19 protein-coding genes are annotated in these 22305 nt (G+C 64.2%); 12 read left to right on the forward strand and 7 right to left on the reverse strand.

Translation table 11 applies throughout. The features are described from left to right. Positions 1-82 precede the first annotated feature (82 nt). The 6 genes from trmFO (at position 83) to ABFE16_11010 (ending at position 7390) form a co-directional block, all read left to right on the forward strand. Positions 83-1447, forward strand: a complete 1365-nt coding sequence (gene trmFO, locus ABFE16_10985; protein ID MEN6345816.1) for a methylenetetrahydrofolate--tRNA-(uracil(54)-C(5))-methyltransferase (FADH(2)-oxidizing) TrmFO — start codon at positions 83-85, stop codon at positions 1445-1447. 81 nt (positions 1448-1528) lie between these two features. Further along, a complete protein-coding gene (locus tag ABFE16_10990) occupies positions 1529-2530 on the forward strand; it encodes a tyrosine recombinase XerC (protein MEN6345817.1) in 1002 nt (333 codons plus the stop codon). Positions 2531-2553: 23 nt separating this feature from the next. After that, positions 2554-3087, forward strand: coding sequence for an ATP-dependent protease subunit HslV (gene hslV, locus ABFE16_10995; protein MEN6345818.1), 534 nt, complete (start codon positions 2554-2556; stop codon positions 3085-3087). Next, positions 3084-4505: an ATP-dependent protease ATPase subunit HslU gene (gene hslU / locus ABFE16_11000; GenBank protein ID MEN6345819.1), complete on the forward strand. Its 1422-nt coding sequence runs from the start codon at positions 3084-3086 to the stop codon at positions 4503-4505. The genes hslV and hslU overlap by 4 nt, the downstream gene beginning before the upstream one ends. 326 nt (positions 4506-4831) lie before the next feature. Continuing rightward, a complete protein-coding gene (locus tag ABFE16_11005) occupies positions 4832-5329 on the forward strand; it encodes a reverse transcriptase-like protein (GenBank protein MEN6345820.1) in 498 nt (165 codons plus the stop codon). Between the two features lie 228 nt (positions 5330-5557). After that, positions 5558-7390: a sialidase family protein gene (locus tag ABFE16_11010; protein ID MEN6345821.1), complete on the forward strand. Its 1833-nt coding sequence runs from the start codon at positions 5558-5560 to the stop codon at positions 7388-7390. A gap of 25 nt (positions 7391-7415) precedes the next feature. Here the strand turns inward: ABFE16_11010 and ABFE16_11015 are convergent, their stop codons facing one another. Continuing rightward, on the reverse strand, positions 7416-10052 hold the full coding sequence (locus ABFE16_11015; GenBank protein ID MEN6345822.1) for an extracellular solute-binding protein: 2637 nt from the start codon (positions 10050-10052) through the stop codon (positions 7416-7418). Next, complete coding sequence (locus tag ABFE16_11020) at positions 10049-10441, reverse strand: hypothetical protein (GenBank protein MEN6345823.1); 393 nt, start codon at positions 10439-10441, stop codon at positions 10049-10051. Before ABFE16_11020 ends, ABFE16_11015 begins: the two co-directional genes overlap by 4 nt. Before the next feature lie 755 nt (positions 10442-11196). Here ABFE16_11020 and ABFE16_11025 point away from each other — a divergent pair. The 4 genes from ABFE16_11025 (at position 11197) to ABFE16_11040 (ending at position 15438) form a co-directional block, all read left to right on the forward strand. After that, positions 11197-11751, forward strand: a complete 555-nt coding sequence (locus ABFE16_11025; protein MEN6345824.1) for a hypothetical protein — start codon at positions 11197-11199, stop codon at positions 11749-11751. 4 nt (positions 11752-11755) lie between these two features. Continuing rightward, the gene (locus ABFE16_11030) at positions 11756-13111 is read left to right on the forward strand and encodes a hypothetical protein (GenBank protein MEN6345825.1); all 1356 of its coding nucleotides are present in this window, start codon (positions 11756-11758) and stop codon (positions 13109-13111) included. Positions 13112-13292: 181 nt separating this feature from the next. Further along, a complete protein-coding gene (gene lepA / locus ABFE16_11035) occupies positions 13293-15092 on the forward strand; it encodes a translation elongation factor 4 (GenBank protein ID MEN6345826.1) in 1800 nt (599 codons plus the stop codon). Between the two features lie 169 nt (positions 15093-15261). Continuing rightward, positions 15262-15438, forward strand: coding sequence for a hypothetical protein (locus tag ABFE16_11040; GenBank protein MEN6345827.1), 177 nt, complete (start codon positions 15262-15264; stop codon positions 15436-15438). Positions 15439-15451: 13 nt separating this feature from the next. Here the strand turns inward: ABFE16_11040 and ABFE16_11045 are convergent, their stop codons facing one another. After that, positions 15452-16081 carry a hypothetical protein gene (locus ABFE16_11045; protein ID MEN6345828.1) on the reverse strand — a complete coding sequence of 210 codons (630 nt, stop codon included), beginning with the start codon at positions 16079-16081 and terminating at the stop codon, positions 15452-15454. Positions 16082-16479: 398 nt separating this feature from the next. On the opposite strand from ABFE16_11045, the gene ABFE16_11050 reads away from it, so the two are divergent. Together ABFE16_11050 and ABFE16_11055 are read left to right on the forward strand one after the other, a co-directional pair. Continuing rightward, positions 16480-16917: a universal stress protein gene (locus ABFE16_11050; protein ID MEN6345829.1), complete on the forward strand. Its 438-nt coding sequence runs from the start codon at positions 16480-16482 to the stop codon at positions 16915-16917. A gap of 51 nt (positions 16918-16968) precedes the next feature. After that, positions 16969-18072 (forward strand): phosphotransferase, encoded by a 1104-nt coding sequence (locus tag ABFE16_11055; protein ID MEN6345830.1) that lies wholly within the window; start codon positions 16969-16971, stop codon positions 18070-18072. Here ABFE16_11055 and ABFE16_11060 read toward each other — a convergent pair. The 4 genes from ABFE16_11060 to ABFE16_11075 form a co-directional block, all read right to left on the reverse strand. Then, on the reverse strand, positions 18069-18605 hold the full coding sequence (locus ABFE16_11060) for an HNH endonuclease (protein ID MEN6345831.1): 537 nt from the start codon (positions 18603-18605) through the stop codon (positions 18069-18071). The genes ABFE16_11055 and ABFE16_11060 overlap by 4 nt on opposite strands. Before the next feature lie 370 nt (positions 18606-18975). Next, on the reverse strand, positions 18976-20100 hold the full coding sequence (locus tag ABFE16_11065) for a Gfo/Idh/MocA family oxidoreductase (GenBank protein ID MEN6345832.1): 1125 nt from the start codon (positions 20098-20100) through the stop codon (positions 18976-18978). A 141-nt stretch (positions 20101-20241) separates the two neighbouring features. Further along, positions 20242-21237 (reverse strand): hypothetical protein, encoded by a 996-nt coding sequence (locus tag ABFE16_11070; protein ID MEN6345833.1) that lies wholly within the window; start codon positions 21235-21237, stop codon positions 20242-20244. Between the two features lie 43 nt (positions 21238-21280). After that, positions 21281-22048 carry a YARHG domain-containing protein gene (locus tag ABFE16_11075; protein ID MEN6345834.1) on the reverse strand — a complete coding sequence of 256 codons (768 nt, stop codon included), beginning with the start codon at positions 22046-22048 and terminating at the stop codon, positions 21281-21283. Positions 22049-22305 lie beyond the last annotated feature (257 nt).

The raw sequence follows: 22305 nt of genomic DNA on the forward strand, positions 1-22305 counted from the left end.
CTGCAGGGCCAACGGGTCGCTAGTTCCGGCGGGCCTGCGTCGCAGTCATCACCGGTCACCCTTGTGACCGAAGGAGACAGATATGTCCCACAACAACACCGTGACGATCATCGGCGCAGGTCTGGCCGGTTCTGAGGCTGCCTGGCAAGCGGCACAACAGGGCGCCCAGGTTGTCCTCTACGAGATGCGGCCCGACACCATGACGCCCGCACACAAGACCGGCAAGTTCGCGGAGCTCGTCTGCAGCAACTCGCTCAAGTCCAACTCGCTGGACCGTGCCGGTGGCGTCCTCAAAGCCGAGCTGCGGCGCCTGGGTTCCCTCATCCTGCGCTGTGCCGATGCCACTTCGGTTCCGGCAGGCAGTGCGCTTGCCGTCGACCGTGAGCGCTTCGCCGACATGATCACCGAGGCCGTCGCCGGGCACCCCAACATCGAGGTCCGCCGGGAAGAGGTGAAGCAGATTCCCGAGGAGGGCCTGACCATCGTTGCCTCAGGGCCGCTGACCTCCCAGGCCCTGGCACGCTCGCTCTTCGGCCTCACCGACCAGAAGTACCTCTTCTTCTACGACGCCATCTCGCCCATCGTCGATGCTGCCTCGATCGACCGCGACAAGGTCTTCCTGGCCTCGCGCTATGGCAAGGGCGAAGCGGCCTATCTCAACTGCCCGATGAACGAAGACGAGTACAACGCCTTCTACGATGCCCTCATGTCGGCGGAGATCAGCCTCCATGCGGATGTCGATCCCAACGAGCTTTTCGAGGGTTGCCTGCCGGTGGAGGTCATCGGCGGACGCGGACGCAAGGGCCTGCTCTTTGGCCCGATGCGCCCCGTGGGCTTGATCGACCCGCGAACCGGGGCCCAGCCCTACGCCGTGGTTCAACTGCGCGCCGAGAACCAGGAACTGACCATGTATAACCTGGTTGGCTTCCAGACCTCGCTTAAGTACGGTGAGCAGGACCGCGTCTTTCGCATGATCCCGGGGCTCGAGAACGCCGAGTTCCTGCGGCACGGTCAGATCCATCGCAACACCTACATCAACGCCCCGACGCTGCTGCGGCCGACCTACCAGTTCCGCAAGCGTGACGACCTCTTCTTTGCCGGTCAGGTCACCGGCGTCGAGGGCTACATCGAGTCGACGGGCTCCGGTCTCTTGGCCGGCCTCAACGCGGCACGCCTCCTGCAGGGCAAGGAACTCCTGGAGCTGCCTCGGGATACCGTACTCGGAGCTTTGGCCCACCACATCTGCGCCGCCGATCCCGAGCACTTCCAGCCTATGAACGCGAACTTCGGCGTCCTCCCGCCCGTCGACGAAAGTCAGTTCAAAGCGCCCGAGGGCAGGAAGCACCTGACCAAACTGGAGAAGAAGGAAGCACGCGGAAGGCTCTGCCTGACGGCGCTGGAGGCGTGGATGTCCAGGGTGGGGATCACGTCGCAGTCTTCGGGATAGGATCTCTCTCACGGGGGGCATGAAGCTCGCGGAAGACGCAGGCCGACATCCGCACTCGCACTACCAGACAGGTGATGGAGGGTGACAACCGAGACGCAGAACTCTGGGGCAGGCGGCAGCGCCTGGAACGTCGACGGGTTCCTACGCTATCTCACCCACGTGAGGCGCGTCTCACCACGCACCGCCGAGGCCTATGCCAGGGACCTGGCCGACTTCTCCGATTTCCTGGCCCACCTGTGGGGAGAGCCGCGGGCCTACGACTGGGCGCAGGTGGACTATCCCGTGGTTCGTCGGTACCTGGCCCACCTGAATCGCAAGGTTTTCGCGAAACCCACGCTTTCCCGGAAGCTATCTGCGCTCCGAGCGTTGTTCAGGTACTTGGTGGACGAAGGAATCGTGGAGCACAACCCCGCGGCACTTGCATCGTCCCCGCGTCAGTCCCATCACCTTCCGGAGATACTCCACGACTACGAGCTGACCGAGTTGCTTGCAGCGCCCGATCCCTCCACACCCGACGGTACTCGCGACCGGGCCCTGCTGGAGCTCTTCTACGCCACCGGGATGCGGCTCTCCGAGGTGCACGGTCTCGACCTGGATCAGGTGGATTTCGTCGAGCGGCAGATCCGGGTGATCGGCAAACGCAACAAAGAGCGAATCGTGTTCTTCGGCGATCCCGCGGCGGAGGCGCTGGAGAACTACGTCGACCACGGCCGGCGAGCCTTTCTGGCCCGGCGCAAGGGAGAAGGAAGCGAAGCGGCACTGTTTCTCAACCGGTCGGGCGGCCGACTCTCCACGCGAGGCATAGCACGAGTGGTAGACAAGCACGTGCTGCATACGGCCTCTGCGCACCGAATCTCGCCCCATGCCCTGCGTCATACCTTTGCGACGCACCTTCTCGACAATGGCGCAGACCTGCGGGCGATCCAGGAGCTGCTGGGCCACGAGAGCCTGGCGACGACCGGCATCTACACCCACGTCACGGCAGAGCGGCTGCGGAGCAGCTATGAGCAGGCACACCCGCTAGCTGCCGCGAAAGAACACCAGACAGGGGACGAGCCCGGCGAACCGGACTCCGAAACCTGAGTGACGAGCCTAGGAGAAGACCTATGAAGAGTCGATCGACAACAATCTGCGCAGTTCGGCGCAACGGTCAGGTTGCCATCGCCGGAGACGGCCAGATCACCCTTGGCGATATCATGGTCAAGCAGCAGACCGTGAAGCTGCGCACGGCGCGCAACGGTCAGGTTCTGGTCGGCTATGCAGGTGCGGCCGCTGATGCCCTGGCCTTGTTTGAGCGTCTGGAGGCCAAGCTCGACGAGTTCTCCGGCAATGTGCAGCGCGCCTCCGTCGAACTGGTCAAGCAGTGGCGCATGGACCGCGCCCTCCGGCGTCTCGAGGCGATGCTGATTGTCGCGGACCGTGAGACGCTGCTGCTGGTCTCCGGCACTGGCGATGTCATCGTGCCTGACGGCAACGTCCTCACCGTTGGATCAGGTGGCGGCTATGCTCAGGCGGCCGCTGAGACGATGCTGCGCCACACCGAGATGTCGGCCGAGGAGATCGCCCGCGAGGCCGTGCTGGTCGCCTCGAAGATCTGCATCTACACCAACGACCAGATCACCGTGGAGGTGCTAAAGTGATCGCTGACGAGCTCACCCCCCGGCAGATCGTAGCCGAGCTGGACAAGTACATCATCGGGCAGCACAAGGCGAAGCGCGCCGTCGCCATCGCCCTGCGCAACCGTGCTCGGAGACGTGAGATCCCCGAGGAGTTGCGCGACGAGGTCATCCCCAAAAACATCCTCATGATCGGGCCGACGGGCGTCGGCAAAACCGAGATCGCCCGCCGCCTTGCCAACCTTGCCCACGCACCCTTCATCAAGGTCGAGGCGACCAAGTTCACTGAGGTCGGCTATGTGGGCCGTGACGTCGACTCCATGATCCGCGACCTGGTCGACACCGCCTACCGACTCGTGGAGGAGGAGTACTTCGACGATGTCTGGGAGGACGCCGAGAAGAGCGCCGAAGCGCGCCTGCTCGACTACCTGGCAGGCAAGGGAGCGCCGGCCCCAACGACCCGTCCCGCACCCTTGGTGAGTGCCGTAGAGGCCCTGGACGGCCCGACCCAGGACGAACTCGCGGAGGCCCGTCGGCGCTCCGAGGATATCCAGCATCAGGAGGAGCGCGTCAGGGACTTCACGCGCAAGCGCCTCGCCGCTGGCGAACTAGAGGAAGAGGAGATCGAGATCGAGGTCGAAGAGTCCGCGATGCAGACCATGCAGGTCTTCTCCGGCGCCGGTCTCGAGGAGATGGGCTTCAACATGCAGGACCTGCTGGGGAACCTGTTCCCCGGCAAGAAGACTCGCAAGCGCATGACCGTTGCCGAGGCCCGGCGCGTACTGACTTACCAGGAGGCCGAGAAGCTCGTTGACCAGCAGGAGGTAACCCGCGAGGCCCTGGAGCGCGTCGAAGAGAACGCTATCATCTTCCTGGACGAGTTGGACAAGATCGCCGGACGCGAATCCGGCCAGGGCCCCGACGTCTCCCGCGAGGGCGTCCAGCGCGACATCCTGCCCATTGTCGAGGGTAGCACGGTGATGACTAAGTACGGCCCCGTCGACACGAGCCACATCCTGTTCATCGCCGCCGGAGCCTTCCATGTCGCCAAGCCCTCCGACCTCATCCCAGAGCTGCAGGGCCGGTTCCCCATCCGCGTCGAGCTGACCAGCCTGACCCAGGAAGACTTCCGCAAGATCCTTGAGGAGCCCCAGAACTCCCTTGTGAAGCAGTACACCGCCCTGCTGGCCACCGAGGGCGTGGAGCTGGAGTTCTCCGACGACGCGCTGGACGAAATCGCCCGGCTGGCGCGGGCAGTCAACGACACCACCGAGAACATCGGCGCTCGGCGCCTCTACACCATGATGGAGCGGCTGCTTGACGAACTCTCCTTCGAGGCGCCGGAGGTGGGGGAGCAGAAAGTGGTGGTCGACGCCGCCTACGTCCTTACCCAGCTCAAGGAGGTCGTCGAGAAGCAGGACCTGGCCCGGTATATGCTCTAGCGCCTCTCGGCTCCCAGGCAGCCCCACCAACACCACGACACAGCCTGCAGCAGGCTTGGACCACAAGGTCTGGGCCTGCTGCTCCGATTCCAGCCGCCAGTCACGGAATGGAGGCTTTGCGGGAACGTTACGCACCTGACGGGTGTTTGAGGAACAAGAAGGTTGGTTACACAGTCTATAGTAGTAGAAGATGCGCCGCGCAAAGCTGCACACGCCTTGACAGCCATGAAGGACACCCACGTGAAGGGGTCTCGCCGACTGCGGCTTCCATCACACCCAGGCGAGAGGTGTGGTGGAAACCGCCCGCAGAAAGCGAAGTGAGGCAAATGGGGGCGATCCTGCAAACCGACAAGTTCACGCAGGTCCTGGTCAGCGCAGTTCGGCGGGGCACCTCGGTTGGTGTTGGTCTGGTGTTCCGGAGGCGTGACGATACCACGGTACGCAGAGTCGGGTATCTGGTCCAGAACCTCTCCACGGAGCAGGCCACCTACGACGCCATTCTCTCCGCCCTGACCGACGCCCGGCAGCAGCGGGTCCGTGGCCTCACGGTCTACGTCGACAGCGCCCCGGTCCTCGACCAGCTCGGTCGTCGCGTCCGCGTCCCCTACGAGTTGATGCCGGTCTTCGTCCAGGTGCGCTGTGCCGCCAACGGTCTGCGGCGAGTTCGCTTCGAGCCGGCCTCGGGGGTCCAGGGCTTCTCAGCCCGCCGACTGGCACGAGCCGCCCTTGTCGGCAAGGAGACCATCGACGTCCGCTACGAGACGCCTCTGCTTCCCCTGTCCTTCGGCGATGACCTTGCGCCGCGTCCCCGTTCAGCAGCCTAGACGTCGCGCTGCCCAATCGCTTCAACCAACGAGCCGCGGCAAGCCGCGGCTCGGAGTTCTCCGCGGTTGCCTGCCCAGGTCGCACTATCCCCTGTCGAAGACTTCGACCTCCTATCCTCGTGCTCCCCAGCCTGCGCCCTGGACAGCTCCTGTGCCCTGAAGGGTTTGCGGACCCTCGGGAGGAATTGCCCGTCGGATCGCCGCGCTACGGAGGATCACGTGTCTACTATGATGGGAGTGATGTTGTTGAGCACCTTCCACCTGGTGCCCGCTCAACCGCTTCTGACGCCTGCCGCCGACTACGGTCGTTCCTACATTGCCACTCCGGGACCAGGGAACTCGCCGGCCTTCCTACTGGAGTCTCGCTGCCGCATCATCGATCCCGCGGCGAAGGTGACCCGCGACTACTACCAGTGTGCCCTGTGCAAGGCCGAGCGCACCTTTGCCTCCGAGGACCTGTTCGTGGTCCCCGGCTACGACTTTCTGCCCGTCTTCTCTGAGGGCGAGGTCGTCGTGTTCCGCCGTGGCGTCACCGCCGGCGACGGCTACCGCGAGGTCTCCAAGCCCAAGTGGGGCGGAATGACCCCCAGGATCGTCGAGGGCAAGTACCAGGTCTGCGCGGACGCCGCGCAAGTGGTCACGGCAACGAAGGAAGCCGGGCTGCTCGTCGGCCAGACCGAGATCCGCGATGAGGCAAGCGGGCGCATCGCGATCCTCGAGTACCCCATTAAGACCATGAACGTCGATGTCGCCAAAGGGGTCTGGCAGAGCGACACCGGCCCGGTGCTGTTCCCCGACCTGACCGTCCCGCCGGAGGAGTGGTCGGCGAACCTGAAGCTCGCCTACCTCGCCGCCAATGCGCCGGACTGGGCCGAGTTCACCGTCGAGGAGCCCACGCCGATCGAGGTGGGGGATAAGGAGGTCGCGAGGGTCTGGCACAACTCCCGCAGCCTTCGCCTTTCCGTCCGCAACCAGATCCTGGCTCCAGCCGAGGTGCAGCTTGTGAAACCGCCGAAGGTCATCGAAGAAGGCGGGCTGCTCCGTGTTCGCCTCCTGCCTCCGAAGCCCGGCAATCCGCGCAACTCCGAGGGCGACTTCGTCCAACTGAAGGATGGACGGATACTCTTCGTCTACACACATTTCACCGGCGGTGGGGGAGACCACTCAACCGCCTACCTGGCCGGGCGCTACTCCACCGATGGCGGACGAACCTGGACCGCCGAGGACGTCACTGTGCTCGCGAACGAGGGCAAGATGAACATCATGTCGGTGTCCTTGAACCGACTGCCGAGCGGCGAGATTGCCCTCTTCTACCTGCGCAAGAACGGACTCGAGGACTGTCGCCCTTACGTCCGCTTCTCCACCGACGAGGCCCAGACCTGGAGCGACCCTATCGAGTGCATCGCGACGCCGGGCTACTACGTGGTCAACAACGATCGGGTGATCCAGCTCAAGAGCGGGCGCCTGGTCATGCCGACCGCGCTGCATCTGTACACCGATGCCCATCTGCGCCCCGGAGTGGCGATGTGCTATCTCTCGGACGACAACGGTCGCACGTGGTACAAGAGCCAGAGCGAGTTGCACGCCCCGGCGAAGTCTGGTTCAGGCCTCCAGGAGCCCGGTGTGGTCGAGCTCAAGGACGGGCGAGTGATGATGCTGTCGCGAACCGATCAGGGCTGCCATTTCCGGTCCTACTCAAGCGACGGCGGAGTGACCTGGACCGAGGCCGAACCCACGGATATCCTTGCGCCCTGTTCTCCGGCAACCTTCAAGCGCATCCCCAGTACGGGCGACCTGCTGCTCGTGTGGAATGACCACTCGCAGGAACGCACCCTGGGCGGCAAGCGCACGCCCTTGACCGCCGCCATCTCCCACGACGACGGCGTAACCTGGGAGCATCGGAAGATCCTCGAGGACGACCCGGACGGCTGGTTCTGCTACATGGCCATGGAGTTCGTCGGGGACAACGTGCTCCTCAGCTACTGCGCCAGCGACAAGGGGATACCTGCGCTGGCGCAGACCGGGATTGCGTTGTTTGGAGTGGACTGGCTCTACCAGTAGGCCACCGGCACTGCTCGTGCTCGGCTCAGGCCTGTGCGAGCAGCGCCCTGGTTTCGGCCTCAATCGTGGCAAGGGCGGCTTCCGGCTCCGCCTTCCCGGTAAGGACAGCATGCAACTGGCCTTGCATCACCCGCGTGATCTTGCTGTAGTGCGGGATGTTCTCGCGGCATCGTGCATGGTCCAGAATCGCCTGCAGGTCACGGTAGTGGGGATGGAAGGCGAGTAGCTCCTGGTCTTCGTAAACGGTCTTCAGAGTGGGGAGCGGGCCTCCGCGGAGCGCCCGCTCCTTCTGTATGTCATAGCTGGTCATGAAGCGGATGAAATCGCGGGCAGCGGAGGGTGCCAGGGCGCTGCGCGGCACTGCGTAGTGCCAGCCGCCAAGATAGGTGTAGGAGGTGTGACCCGAGGGCCCGATCGGCGCCGGTGCAACTCCCACTCGCTCCCGGATCGGCGAGTCCGGCTGCTGCGATCCCTGCAGCACGCTCGGCAGCATCCACAGGAAGACCGTGCGTCCTGCCAGGAAGTTGGCCTGCGGCTCAACGCCGCCGATGTGGTCGGTGATGCTCAGCGGGCTGATCTTGTGGACGTAGATGCAGTCGTGCAGGAAGGTGAGAGCCTCCAGTGCCGCGGGCGAACCGATCTCCACCTCGCCTGTGTCGTCATCGAGGACTCGGCCGCCGTTGCTCCACAGGTTCACCAGGAAGCTGGTGCTCAGGCCCTCGTACAGGTACGCCGGGAACTCAAACCCCAGCAAGTCCCCGTTCCCCGGAGCGCTGCAGATCGTCTGGGCCTGGTGTACGAGTTCCTCCCAGGTAGCCGGCGGCGCGCTGAATCCGTGCTGCTCCAGGAGGTCCTTCCGGTACATCAGCACCCCGCACAGCGCGATGGCCGGAGCGGCATAGAGATGATCTTGCGAGACCGCCGGCCACACCAGCCCGTCGAGGTGCTGCTCCCATTGCGACGCAGGCAGGACGTCATCCAGCGGAGACAGTCGGCTCGGGTCAATAACGTCGGGCATCCAGTACATGCACAGCGGCACGACGCTGAGGCTGGACCGGCGCGAGCTCAGGGCCATCGCTACCACGTCACGAGCCTCATCCGGGTTATACGGAATGTTCAGGGGCACAGGCTTGACCCGTGGGTGTAGCTGCGAGAACCGGTCCATGAGCTCCCGGTTGAGCTGTTCGTCGAACTCGGAGAAGCTGCGGACCGCCAGCTCGATGGTGGTTGCACGCGGGGTGCCGGCCATCAGTCCCTCTGTGCCTTCGAACCGCCCCCTCACCCGCATCCCGTGCGAGGAGATTGTGAAGCGCCGAATCCCCTTGTCGTGGTCGCTGCCTCGCATCTTGAGCACCGAGACGGCCCGCTGGATCTCGCTCTCCATCTCGATGTACTTGAGCAGGATGATGCCGTCGACGATCACCGAGATGTGCTCACCGGTGATCTGCGTTTGTCCGAACACCTCCGGAACTTCTGCGATCAGCAGCGAGGTGGCTGCCGAGGCTTCGAGGCACTCGACCATGGAGTACACGGACTCGCGAAGGCTCAGGTGCTGCGAGCTGGCCATCTCCAGGTCTGTGATGCTGTCGATGACCACTCGCTTGGCGCTGGTGGCGCGCAGTTCGTTGACCAGTTCCTGGGTGAGCTTCTCCTGCCTGACCTCCAGGGGAGAGCGGTACAGGATGCTGATCATGCCCTTGTCGATGTACTCTGCCAGCGGCAGCCCATAGCCCCTCGCAAGCTCCGCGAGCTTCGTCGGCGTCTCCTCGAAGCTGACATAGACGCCCTTCTCGCCCTCCTCAGCGCCCTTGCACATGAACTGCATCGCCAGCGTTGTCTTCCCGACGCCGGCGCTTCCTGCCACGAGAGTGGAGAACCCGCAGACCAAGCCGCCTCCGAGCATGTCATCCAGGCCGGGGACACCGGTCGGCGTGCGGCAGAGACCGTGTTCCCAGGCGAGTTTGGTGCGCGAGACCGGCTGACGACGTGGGTAGACCTTCACGCCGTTCTCGGCGAGCTCCAGCATGTGCTTCCCGGGTATGTGTGGGGCTCCACGTGACTTGAGGATCTCGACGTAACGCCGACGCTGCCCATCTGTCTCCAGGGTGTAGTGCAGACGCAGGGCGGCGTCGGCCAGGTACTCCTCGAAAGGCACGCGGTTGATGTCGACCTGCTCGAGTTCCTTGGTGATCACGCTGGTGAGACCCGCGCGACGCAGGCCGTTCATCATGCTGTAGACCTGGGCCCGCAGTTCGCTGGCACTGGCCCCGGTCTGCCCAAGGTGGGAGACACTGTCCAGCAGGAGGCGCACCGCGCCGGTCTCGGCAATGGACCGCTCGATGAGGCCGTCCACTTCCTGAAGCTGGTCGAGAAATACTTCGGGGGAGGTGCAGATGGTGCGCAGCACGCCCTTGGCCTCCAAGTCCGCCAGGTCCCAACCGAAGTTGAGGGCGTCGCGATGCATCTGCTGAGGAAACTCTTCAAAGGTGATGATGATTCCGGGCTCACCGGCGACCGCGCCGGCATAGACGAACTGGATGCCGACCGTGGTCTTGCCGGTGCCTGGTACGCCCTCAACCAGATTACAGCTCCCTCGAAGGAAGCCGCCGGAGAGAAGCTCGTCGAGGCCGGGGATGCCGGTGGAGAGCGGGGCTGCCATCATGGGTTGTCACCCCCGGTGGCCGGCGGCTGCACCTGTGTGGCCCGTTCCTCATGCTGAATGCTGATGAGCAGCCGGACGATTTCCTTGCGCGAGGTGGGGTCGTCCAGGTACGCCTCGCTGACCATGCACAGAAGGTCCCAGATGTCGGGGTCTTTGGCGAGGGCATAGCAGGTATATCGGCCCTCGCCGCGGGTGTGGCGCTCCACGATACCGCGCTTGGCGAATCGCTCCAGTGCGGGGCCTACCTCGTCAACGGCGCGGTGCGTACGCAGAGCAATACCCCGGGGCGTGTCAAAAGCGCTCGGGTTGGCCTGGAAGAACAGGGCGACGTCCAGGCCCACGATGCTCCGAGCGGACGTGGCGATGAAGTCGCGTATTCTGTCGTCCATATGCGCATCCCCCCTGCACTGGCATCGGGGTGCGTCCTGACGGCGAACCGCACAATCCTCCCACTCTTCTACATTCTACCTGTCATCTTGGTTTCCTGCAAGGATTGTCGCGCCTGTCCCAGAGTAGTACCGCCCGGTCCTCAGCTCAGGGCCGACTGACGTCTCCCGATTCGCGAGTCGGCGAAAGCGGGTGTTGTGAAGAGCAAACGTTGATTTGGAACAGAGTGTAACTTTACCTTTATGCCAATATAATGTAGTATAAGACTATTCGACCGATATCAGGAAGGCGCAAGCACTGTGGACCATATCAGGGCCTGCAAACCAGGCGTGCTGCTGGCCGACAAGCGAGAAGCCGGCTCTTTGGCCGCCGTGACGGTGGTCCTGGCGCGGGGCTGGTCTGGCCGGTTGGCCGAGGACGGCTTGGCCTTGACCCTTCGGCTCTCGCTCTGTTTGTCAGCTCTGATCTGGGCTTGTGTCTCCTGGCATTTTGGTCGAACTTCGAGTACAATACAATGGTACGGAAAATCATCGTCTCACTGGACCGGCCACACCAGCCCATGGGTACGTCTACCGCGCAGCGCTCGCCACGGTCTCCTGAATGGGAGAGCGTGCGCGAGCTATACCGAGAAGGAGTGCGAGACGCTTCGGAGATCTCCCGAAGAGTGTCTCGTGCCCTCGCCCCTCCCACCCGCCTTCAGATGCAGGGGCCGGGCGTTGTGACGTGCCTGGACACCTTGCTTCAGGGAGCCCAAGAGGTGGGAGGAGGTCCTGCACAGGGCCTCCTGACGGGTGCCGGGTCCCTGCTGGAGGTCGCGGCGAGGCTGCGCACCGAAGCGGAGCGAAGGCTGGCCACCAGCGGAAGGGGGTCCAGGTTCAGTGACCTCGCCCTCGACGCCCTGGGCAGTTCCGTGATGGGGCTCGCGCTTCAGGCACCGGGGACGATGGACCTGCAGACGCTGAGTGCGCTGTCGCCGAGCGTGCTGGGGAGCTACCGCGAGTCTGGGCGGCTCTCCGAGCTGGCCTCCGAGTTCGTGGGATGGGACCTCGACCGATGCTTCCGCTATCTCGTAACGCGCGACCTGTCTGAGTACGTGGGGACCAGTGCGATCCCCACCGTTCTTGAGGCACGGAAGGTCGCTGACGCCGTCGGTGCTCACTGCCGCCGTGTAGCTTCACAGATCACACCTGCACTGCACGAAGACCGGTTGCTGGAACTGGAGGGCCAAGCCCCGCCGGAGCGCGTTCAGCGGCTGGCAGAGCCCTTCAATGAGATGTTGGACGCTGGCCTGAGCAGTATCGCCGGGAGGTAGCTGTTTGGCCGCACGTTTCGTTGTCGCTCACGGGATGCCGGGGGGCCCCGTGCCGGACGCCTCAGAGGACAACAGCGCCCTGTGGATGCTGGACTGGACCTCTGATCGTCGCAACGCGATCGCTGACGTCACTGGGCTACCAGGCTCGGCGCCGAGTGCGAAGTCACCACTCCTCGCTGACCTGATGGACATAGTGGCGGCCGCCTACTTTGCCGACGTCGCCTCGCCGCGCGGACGGCTTGAGGAGTGGGTCCGCGACCTCGAGATCGAGGTGCCGGTCAGAGACCCGGGGTTCTGGCGTAGCGTCAACGGACTCCTGTCCCACCTGCTGTACACCCTCACCCGCGACAATATCCGCCTCACCTTTCCACCACATTCCTCCGTGGAGCAGGCGGAGCCGCCCACAGCCGCCACTCCGGAGGTGGACGCCGACTGTGTCTCTCTCCTCTCTGGTGGTCTGGACTCCATGGCGGGCGCCGCGATGTTGCTGCACACCGGCCGTCGTCCTCTCCTGATAAGCCATGTCTCCGGCAACCCCACAGTCGAGTCCGCACAGCGCCGCGTGGTATCGCATCTCAGCAAGCTGGGGGAGTGCGCCCACGCCGTTGCCCGAGTCTTGCCCGGCGCCCATGGACACCAGCCCTTCGCCTATCCGCCCCCTGAGATGAGGGAGCCGTCGCGACGGGCGCGCTCGCTGCTGTTCATGACCCTTGGCGTCGTTGCAGCCTGTCGCGCCGGTGTCAGCGATGTCTACCTGTGCGAGAACGGGATCCTGACGGCAGCCTTGCCCTTGACGCCTGCCCGAAGCGGGAGCCTGTCGACACGAAGCACTCACCCGATGGTGCTCAAGCTGTTCAGCGAATTGCTCGAACTAGCTGACATCCCGTGTCAGGTTGTTAACCCCTTCCTGTACCAGACTAAGGGGGAGGTAATCCGTACCTTCCTGCGTCCCCTGCTGCGGCCCGACGAGATCGCCGGCTCGGTTTCCTGCTGGTCTGCGGGCCGCCAGAACCGGCCCTGTGGCGGGTGCATCCCCTGTCTGCTCCGCCGCATCTCCATGCTCTCTGCAGGCCTTCCCGACGAAGCCTTCATGATGGACCTTCTCGCGACGCCGGAGCAGTACCGGGGCACCGACGCCTTCGGGAATCTCGTCGACCTCCTGACCCAGGCCGGAACTCTCCTGACACAGACGGAGTTCGAGCTGCTCCTCGACTACCCGCAACTCCTGGATATGGAGGCGGCCGACGTCAGCGTGCACGACGTCATCAGGACACTCAAGCGACACGCCAGCGAGGTCTACCACGTGCTCCAGACCCACTTCCCTGCTGCGTACCGGCTTATGGCCGGGCTGATGCCTTGAGACGGACCTCTCCTGCGACGCACAACGATTGTGCGGCAAGGGCCTGATGGGTTACAATGATGATACGGCAGGGGCGACCACGGTCGGTCGTGGCACGACCACGGGGGTCGCCTCTTTTTCTGGGTGGTCGGGCCCGGTAGCACGGGGACCAGCCGGGGTTGAGAGGGCTAAAGGACAGGATATGACGCGCAAAGACCTAATCCGCAACTTCTGTATCATCGCGCACATCGACCACGGGAAGAGTACCCTGGCAGACAGGCTGCTGGAGCGTACCGGAGCGATCAGCGAGCGCGACATGAAGGACCAGGTTCTCGACAGCATGGACCTGGAGCGTGAGCGTGGCATCACGATCAAGGCCAGCGCCGTGCGCATGAAGTACACGGCACGCGATGGTGAGACCTACACCCTCAATCTGATCGATACACCGGGGCACGTGGACTTCCAGTACGAGGTCTCCCGGGCTCTGCACGCCTGCGAGGGCGCGCTGCTTCTGGTAGACGTCAGCCAGGGCGTCGAGGCGCAGACTGTCGCCAACGCCTACCTCGCTACGGGGGAGGGGCTCGAGATCGTCCCGGTCGTCAACAAGATCGACCTGCCACTCTTTGACCCCACGAGCGCGGCGGAGGAGATCGAGAAGGACCTGGGATTTGCCGCCGAGGATGTGCTGTTCACCTCGGGCAAGACCGGCGCCGGCGTCGAGGAACTCCTGGAAGCTGTTGTCTCTCGCGTCCCAGCCCCGAAGGGCTCCGACGATGAGGCCTTGCGGGCGCTCATCTTCGACTCGGAGTTCGACCAGCACCGCGGGGTCGTGTCCTACGTGAGGGTCGAGACCGGCACCGTCAAACGCGGCGACCGCATCCTCATGATGGCCACCAACAAGGAGTTCGAAGTCACCGAAGTAGGCGTGTTCTCGCCGAAGATGGAGCCGGTTTCGCAGCTTGCCGCCGGCGATGTAGGCTATATGATGGCCAACATCAAGGGCGTCAAAGATGCGCGGGTCGGCGACACCATCACCGGGGCCGATCAGCCGGCTGCGGAGCCCTTCCCGGGCTACCGTCCGGCAAAGCCCATGGTCTTCTGCGGCCTGTACCCCAGCGACAACGCCGACTACAAAGCGCTGCAGGACGCCCTTGACAAGCTCTCACTAAACGACGCTGCCCTCAAGTATGAGCCGGAGACCTCCGCCGCCCTGGGGTTTGGCTTCCGGTGCGGCTTCCTGGGCCTGCTGCACATGGAGATCGTGCAGGAGCGTCTGGAGCGCGAGTACGACCTCGACCTTGTCGCGACGGCGCCCAGCGTGGTCTATCGGGTTCTGTGCACCAACGGGAAGGTCCTCGACGTGGAGAACCCGGCCCAGATTCCGGACCCCGGCGAGATCGAGTTGCTCGAAGAGCCCGTCGTCGCCGCAACGATCATGGTCCCGCAAAAGCACGTGGGGCCCTGCATGACGCTGTCGGACGAGCGTCGGGGCGTCTTCCAGAAGATGGACTACCTGTATGGCGACCGCGTCGCCCTTCACTACAAGCTGCCGCTGGCCGAGATCATCGTCGACTACTTCGACGCGCTCAAGTCGCTGAGTCGCGGGTATGCGACGCTGGACTACGAGCTTACGGGATACGAAGATGCGGCCCTGGTGAAGGTGGACATCCTCATCAACGGCGACTCCGTGGATGCCCTGGCAATCATTACGCACCGCGACTTCGCCGAGCAGCGCGGACGCGCCATCTGTCGCAAGCTCAAGGAGACGATCCCTCGGCAGATGTTCGAGGTGCGCATGCAGGCGGCCATCGGCGGCCGCATCGTCGCCTCGACCCGCAACGCCCCGCTGCGCAAGGACGTACTGGAGAAGTGCTACGGCGGAGATATCACCCGCAAGCGGAAGCTGCTTGAGCGTCAGAAGGCCGGCAAGAAGCGGATGAAGCAGGTCGGTGTCGTGGAGGTGCCGCAGGAGGCCTTCATGTCGGTGCTGCGGCTTGACTAGCTGCTCCTTGGCCGGGTCAGGGGAGAGCCAGGTCCCTTTGCACGAGCCGGTGTATTCTGGCGAGCTTGAGGACCTCGCTCGACCTGCTGCAGACCACAACAATCTCGCCAGGCTCGGCCCGCCGACATGCGGGCCGAGCCTGGTAGACGAGCTTCGGGTACGGATCGACATGACCACTTGGCATCAAGTCAGACGTATCATCGCCGGCGTTGTCGCCGGCGTTGCTGCCTGCGGAGGGGAGAGGGCCGGCCTTCCCCTTGGGTGGGCGATTGCCGTCGGCGTCGCCGCCGCAATCATCGCGGCCAGCCTGTTGCTGCCGCTGCTGTGGAAGCCACCCAAGCAGTGACGTAGAGGCTGCGCTACCCTGTCCCGCCTCCGAATTGCACTGAGCTGACGATCTTCTGGGCGACCGGCTGGAACTTGGCCCAATGCTTCTCCGGGGCTTCCGCAAAGACTACATAGCCGAAGTCGCCCTTGAAGGCTCCCCAGCGGATCCCCTTCATTTTGATGGGCAGCAGGCCGACACGCTTAGTATAGGTGTATTCGGCAGAGGCGGCCTTACTGCCGCCGAAGTCCCAGACCTCCTTCATGGTCCCCTGCTTGAAGCCGGGACGCTGGGCGGTGAAGGACGCCGTGCTGCCGGCCAGGACGGCTCCCTCAGCGCTCCGCTCCACGGAGACCGTGCCCCCTGCGGCTCTTGAGGCGGCGGCGGCGACGTCACCCATAGCGCCGGCTTTCTGGGTGCCCTGTACCTGCACCCAGCACAGCTTACTCGCGCGGAAGTCAACGGACACGTAGGATCCCGACGAGCCGGAGTTGCTGGGCTTCGTCCAACCGCCGGGGTACTGGGCTGTGAACTGCTTGTCCTTCTCGACGAAGGTCTTCCAGGTGCCTGGATCCGGCGGTGCCCCGGAAGCTGCGATGCCCACCACGAGCAGGATGACGACCAGCAGGACAATGAGCCCGCCTCCCACGATCAGCGGCATCATCCATGCGGGCTTCTCGGGTGGCAACTCCACGGGCTCCGGTCGGCGCGCCGCGCGCGGAGCACTGGGCGTCGACGGCGCAGCTGTCGACCCGGCGGGAACCTGGGATCGGGTCGCGGTCGTTTGCGCCTTAGGTTGAGCCTGTTTCGGGGGCCGCAGATCCGCGCTGCACCAGGTGCAGATGTCATCTCGATCGCTTTCCATGCCGCATTTCTTGCAGAGCTTTCCCATTTGTGCCCTCCAACTGTGGCGAATACATGAGACGGCGGCTCGCAGTCCTATTCGCGCCACGAGTAGTGACTCCTGCTACTTCGGCCGGACTTGCAGGAATGATGAGTGGAACTGAAGAACCTGGCGGTAACCAGATCGTCCAGGCGTGACATCCTGGGGAGGTATCAGGCATGTACAAGGACATTCTTGTAACCCTCGACGAATCGGCACTGGCGGAAAGGGCCTTGCCCCATGCCGTGGCTCTGGCCAAGGCCTTCGGGGCGACCATTCACCTTGTGTCCGTCATTCCGGTGCTGGACGCAGAGACGATGTTCGCGGCAGGGGTGTCCATTGACTGGACCGCCCAAGTCGAGAGTGCCCGGGACTACATGGGCGGTATCCGGAAGCGCGTCATGGGCGAGGGCGTAGAGGCCGAATGGGACGTCTGTCAGGGCGATGTGGCTGAGGAGATCCTGCGCTACTGCGACCAGCAGGACTGTGACCTGATCGTCATGTCAACCCATGGCCGGTCGGGTCTGGGACGCTGGGTCTACGGCAGCATCGCCGACCGAGTACTACGTCACGCGAAGGTTCCGGTGTTGTTGGTGCGCGCCACGGAACGCGAGTGATCCGGCACCCGTGGTAACCTCCAGGCACTACGCTGAGATCGAGGCTCGTCGATGAAGAGCGAAGGCAAGCACCGCGCACGGAAGTCCGGCGACACAGGCAGGGGCCTCAGCAGCTATGAGGTCACCGAGGTGCTGCGGGCCTACAATGTCGGCAAGCTCCAGTTCACACGGCCCGGTGCAGGCACGGCCAGTCCGGCCGTCATCGTGGTCACCAACCGTGGCACCTTCTTCCTCAAGCGGCGCAATCCCCGGTACTGCTCGCGGGGGCAGCTCAACTACGACCACTCGGTGGTCCGGCATCTGGCCAAGTCCGGCCTGCCGGTGGTCACGCCGGTCCGCACCCTGGACGGCAGTCGCTGGCTGGAGCGCGAGGAGAGCATCTACGAGCTCTACCCCTTCATCGTGGGCAAGGCTGCGCAGTTGGGGAACGTCGACCAGGTGAAAGCGGCCGGCGGACTCCTGGGCCGGTTCCATCGCGCCACCGAGGACTTCGCACCCAAGGGCGAAAAGCCCCAGGTGCGCATGCACGACCCGCGAGCGACCCTGGCCGGTCTGCGAGAGGCGGGCCAGGAGCTGCAGACCCGGCAGCGCAGGGCCGAGGACCCGCCCGAACGCCTGGACAGTTGGGCCTCTCAGTTGGCGGAGTTGGAGGACACGGCGCACGACATCCTCCAGCGGCTCCCGGATGCCGCCTACTGGGGCCTTCCGCAGTGTGTCATCCACGGCGACTACCACCCGGCGAACCTCAAGTACCAGGGCAACGAGATCGTGGGCCTGTTCGACTTCGACTGGGTGGGGAAACAGCCGCGGATGGTGGACGTTGCAGACGGGCTCATCTTCGGATGCGGAGTCCGGAAGGCACCCATGGACGCCGGCGACATTCGGGCACTGACACAGACCTTCCGGTTCGATCGGGCGCTTCTTGGGTCCTTCGGGCAGGGGTATGGGGCCGAGATAGAGCCGACTGCCGAAGAGTTGCGCGCTCTGCCGGATCTGCTCCGGGCGCGCTGGCTCTTCTGCCGGGTCGACGCGATGCAGCGCAAGGTGGCACAGAGGGAGCGGCTGTCCTACCTGCTGGAGGACGCCGGTGAGCCGCTCGCGCAGATCAGCCAACTCGAGGAAGGGCTACAAGCAGGTGAGTGGCTGCGGGGTTAGTCAGAGATCAGCTGTGGCGCAAAGGGCTCCAGGTAGTCGCGCCACTCCTGGTGCCGCAGGGCGTCGGTGAAGGTGGCATAGCTCAGATAGGGGATGAAGCGCGGTCGCCGTGGGGGCCGCGCCAGTGTCATCTGGGCATCCTCAAGCGTCTTGTTCCCCTTCTTGTTGTTGCACTCAACGCAGCAGGCGACGAGGTTCTCCCAGGTGTGCCCGCCGCTGCGCTCCTTCGGGATGACGTGGTCCAGCGTGAGGTTCTTGGCCTTCTTGCCACAGTACTGGCAGGTATAGCCGTCGCGGGCCATGATGCTCGAACGCGAGATCCTCACCTCAGGCAAAGGACGCCGAACGTGGTAGTTGAGCCGGACCACCGAGGGCATGCGAAGGCTCTTCGTGCAGGAGCGCAGGACCTTGCCATCCGGCTGGACAGTACTGGCCTTTCCCAGGTAGATGAGGGTGACGGCCCGCTGCCAGCTAGTGACATTGAGCGGTTCGTAGTTCTGGTTGAGGACAAGCACGCGTCCGTTCGTAGCCATGGTTGATGTCTCTGATGCCCGCGATCGGGTGGACCAGGGTGGGTTCGCAAGAGTTGACAGGCGACGTCTGCGCATGGGTGGCCGCCTATCTGGTGCACATAAACGAAACGCCCCGCCGGGAAGGACTCCTTCGGCGGGGCGTTGTGTTACGCATGCAGGTATGGATGTATCGCCAGTGGACACGGAAAGCCTAAGGCAGCGTGTCTGCCTCGTCGCAGGAGCTTAGTCGTCACTGCCGACCAGCGTCCACAAGACATCGGATACACCCTTTGGCCAGTGTCAAGTTACATGCAGAGTGTAACAAAGGGCCTGCGAGCAAGTCAAGTCAGGGCTCAACGGGCCCCCTTGAAGCGGCTGAAAAAGCCGTCGACTACTCAAACCAACTGCTGGTGGTGCTGGGTTCGATGCCGGGGCCATCGTCCTCGTAGGCCAGAGGGAACTCGACGGTCGCGCCGCCCTCTCGGCTGGACTTGTAGATGGCCTTGATGACCTCGACGGCCCTGCGGGCCTCGGAGCCCGGGATCTCGACTTCGCGGTCCTCACGGATGGCCTGGACGAGGTCGGCAACATGCTGGGTGTGGCCGGTGGCGGTGAGGCCGGCAGTCGGGTCGGCTGCAGTCCCCTTGCCGCCTTCGCCCTGGACCTCGGCGCCCTCTTCGCCCTTGACGTCCCAGACAGCGATCTTGTCGCCCTTGAGCTTGATGGTGCCGTTGTCGCCGCTGATCTCGATGTCGCAGCCGTAGCCCGGGGTGACGGAGGTGGTGCCCTCGATCACGCCGACGGCGCCATTGACGAACTCAACGATGGCGACGGCTGTGTCTTCAACTTCGATGTTGCGGACGAGGCGCCGGCAGTAGGCGCTGAGGCGCTTGACGTCACCCATGAGGTAGAGGAGCAGGTCGATACCGTGGACGCCCTGATTCATGAGTGCGCCGCCGCCGTCGAGACCCCAGGTGGCGCGCCAGTCGCCACTGGCATAGTACTGGTGGCTGCGGAAGTACTTCTGGTAGCAGTCACCAAGGACGAGCTTGCCGAGCTTGCCGCTGCGCACGGCCTCGCGGACCTTCTTGGACTGCGCGTAGGTGCGGCGCTGGAAGACGCCGGAGAGCTTGCGGTTGCAGGCCCTGGAGGTCTCGACCATGGCATCGATCTTGGCCAGGGTGATGTCCATGGGCTTCTCGCACAGGACGTGCTTGCCGGCTTCCATGGCCATGATCGCGACGTCGCCGTGGAGACCGCTGGGGACACAGACGCAGACGGCTTCGACGTTGTCCTGGTTGAGCATGTCTTCCACGTTGCGGTAGGCCTTGACGCCGGTGCCGCTATCGTCGGCGAACTTCTTGGCCTTGTCGAGGACGATGTCGCAGCAGGCTACGAGCTTGGCACCCGGTGCACCCTTGATTGCGTCACGGTGCGTCGGCGCGATCACGCCGCAGCCGATGATCCCGAATCCGATGTCACTGCTCTTGGTCGACGTCTTCTTGGTGGTGGGCATACACTGCCTCTCCCTTCGAACGGTGTAGAAGGATTGCGACGAGCGTCTCATACGGTGTGTCGTTCGCGTCGGATAGTCATGTGATAGCGCGCGGCGACGGGCCTGGGTCAGCACCCGCGGAGCCGCCCAGGGGACACAGGTCTATTCTCCGGCGCTGAGCCCCTCGACGATCTGGGTCATGCACAGGATGCCCTCAGCGGTTCCGTCCACCACGTCGGAGGTCAGGTCCTCGCCCATGGACATCTTGAGCCAGCTCCCATTGGCCAACTGGTTTGCCAGCAGGCCGTCAGCGACGGAGATGGCAATGCGCCGGTAGTTCTGGTTGCCGGTGGCTGCGTAGAGCAGGGCGGCGGCCCAGCCGAGAAACCCGCTCTTGTCACTGGTGTAACGGTCGGCGCCGCAGGAGTCGGTGAAGTTCACGAGCTTCTGTGCGGTCTCAAGGTATTCCTTTGCGCCGGTGGCTTCGTGCAGCTTGGCCAGGAAGCCCGCTGCGAGCCCGGGAACGTGATACCACTGGTCACGCTTGCCGACGACCAGCATGGACTGCTCTGCGTTCTCCTCCGAGAACTCCGTCACGAGCGTGCTGCCCTTGACGGTGCGGTAGAACAGGCGCGCCGAGGAGGAAGGCTGTGCATCCCAGATCTTGGCGATGTACTGCCCGGCGAGCACGGCCTCCTCGACCCTACCGCAGTACAGCAGCGCGAGGCCGCAGACGGCAGTGGACAGCACGTCCTGCTCACTGTCAAGGGTTGCGGCCGGCCCGGCAGTGAAGAACCCACCGGTGGGGTGCTGGAAGCTGCCGACGAAGTCCATGGCCCGCAGCGAGACGGCGAACTCCCCGAGGCGCTGAGCGCCGGCAATCAGCCAGGCATTGGCGAGCAACTGGTAGGTCTTGTGGAGCGGCGAGCGTGGAAAGTGGCCGGTGAAATCGCCCTCTTCATCGAGGACGTTCTCGGAGATGTACATGCAGAGCCGGCCGGCACGCTCCGCCTGCCCCATGATGGCCAGTGCGTAGGGCACCTTATGGTAGGTTGCGACTCCGTGGTCGACAGGGTTGAAGGAGCCGTCTTCGTTCTGCTGCGAGAGAAGGAACTTCACGCCCTGGATGGTTGACTGCCGGTACGCTCGGATATCCATGTGCCAACTCTACCTTTCAAACCGTAGAGGCCTGGAGGGCTGACTAGTCATTCCCGGAGGGTTCCCAGGCCCGGCCGTAGTGTTTCCTCTGATAGGCGCGGATGGCCCTGAGGTTGGCGGCCTCGACCTCAGAGGCTGAGCGGGAATGCAGCGCGCCCTTGTAGTACCAATCCTGCTCGTCGAAGTGCTGCTGCCACGCAGGGTTGCTGAAGGAGCGACCCTGGCGAGCCTCGATCTCGGCGGCCATCTGTGATAACTGTCGGTTCGAGTAGTGCGAGAGCGTGCCGGAAGAGACCTTCACCTCCGAGGCCCAGGGGTACCTGCCCTCGTTTCCCCACTCCTGGTCCTTCACGCGGCGCCAGGTGGGGTCACTGTTGTCGGGCCGGGGACGCCTGGTCTCACTGCGGCTGGACGCCCTGGTAGTGGAGCCTTCGGATCGTCTCGAGGCGGAAGCGGAGGTCCTGGCGGAAGACGTCCGGGCCTCCTTCGTCTCGCCGGGCTTGGCCTGGGACTCGCCTTGAGCAGGGGCCGGACCCGACGCTGCCGGCGCAGCGTTCGAGCTGGGCTCCGGGAAGGCGCTCAGGTCAACGGCATTCGCGGCCTCGGGAACTGTCGTCGGTGGTGCGGCAGCCACGGCGGAGTTCTCGGGAGCCAGGTTCTCCATCGGCGGCGCTGTCTCGGACGGGGAGGCCTCAGACGGGCTTGGCTGCGGGTTGTCGGCCACCGGATAGCCGGGTGGTGGCTTGACGCAACCTGTGAGGGAGAGCAGAACGGCCGCGAGCACCAGGAGCACAGGATAGAGTGGTTTCATGGGCTTTCCTCCCCCGGACTGAGCTGTGCAGGCGCAAACAGCCGCACGGGCCGCTAGTCGCAGCCCGTGAGACAATCGCCATACAACGCTATTCTAACCTTCTCGGTTCGTCCCTGCAAGATACACTCGACCTGGCGCTTACCCACTTTTGTAGATAGAAAAGGAAGTGACCGAGGCTCGATGTGGAAATGGGATTGCGCTGACAAACCCGTCCACAGGAGACCTCGGTCATGGCTCAGTTCGCCTTTCGAGACGTC

It is taken from the genome of Armatimonadia bacterium, assembly GCA_039679385.1.
Lineage (GTDB): Bacteria > Armatimonadota > Zipacnadia > Zipacnadales > JABUFB01 > JAJFTQ01.

Coding starts and splice junctions, on each gene's coding strand:
- trmFO (MEN6345816.1), top strand. CDS start 83: ATGTCCCACAACAACACCGTGACGATCATCGGCGCAGGTCTGGCCGGT.
- hslV (MEN6345818.1), top strand. CDS start 2,554: ATGAAGAGTCGATCGACAACAATCTGCGCAGTTCGGCGCAACGGTCAG.
- ABFE16_11005 (MEN6345820.1), top strand. CDS start 4,832: ATGGGGGCGATCCTGCAAACCGACAAGTTCACGCAGGTCCTGGTCAGC.
- ABFE16_11010 (MEN6345821.1), top strand. CDS start 5,558: ATGATGGGAGTGATGTTGTTGAGCACCTTCCACCTGGTGCCCGCTCAA.
- ABFE16_11015 (MEN6345822.1), bottom strand. CDS start 10,052: ATGATGGCAGCCCCGCTCTCCACCGGCATCCCCGGCCTCGACGAGCTT.
- ABFE16_11020 (MEN6345823.1), bottom strand. CDS start 10,441: ATGGACGACAGAATACGCGACTTCATCGCCACGTCCGCTCGGAGCATC.
- lepA (MEN6345826.1), top strand. CDS start 13,293: ATGACGCGCAAAGACCTAATCCGCAACTTCTGTATCATCGCGCACATC.
- ABFE16_11040 (MEN6345827.1), top strand. CDS start 15,262: ATGACCACTTGGCATCAAGTCAGACGTATCATCGCCGGCGTTGTCGCC.
- ABFE16_11045 (MEN6345828.1), bottom strand. CDS start 16,081: ATGATGCCGCTGATCGTGGGAGGCGGGCTCATTGTCCTGCTGGTCGTC.
- ABFE16_11050 (MEN6345829.1), top strand. CDS start 16,480: ATGTACAAGGACATTCTTGTAACCCTCGACGAATCGGCACTGGCGGAA.
- ABFE16_11055 (MEN6345830.1), top strand. CDS start 16,969: ATGAAGAGCGAAGGCAAGCACCGCGCACGGAAGTCCGGCGACACAGGC.
- ABFE16_11060 (MEN6345831.1), bottom strand. CDS start 18,605: ATGGCTACGAACGGACGCGTGCTTGTCCTCAACCAGAACTACGAACCG.
- ABFE16_11065 (MEN6345832.1), bottom strand. CDS start 20,100: ATGCCCACCACCAAGAAGACGTCGACCAAGAGCAGTGACATCGGATTC.
- ABFE16_11070 (MEN6345833.1), bottom strand. CDS start 21,237: ATGGATATCCGAGCGTACCGGCAGTCAACCATCCAGGGCGTGAAGTTC.
- ABFE16_11075 (MEN6345834.1), bottom strand. CDS start 22,048: ATGAAACCACTCTATCCTGTGCTCCTGGTGCTCGCGGCCGTTCTGCTC.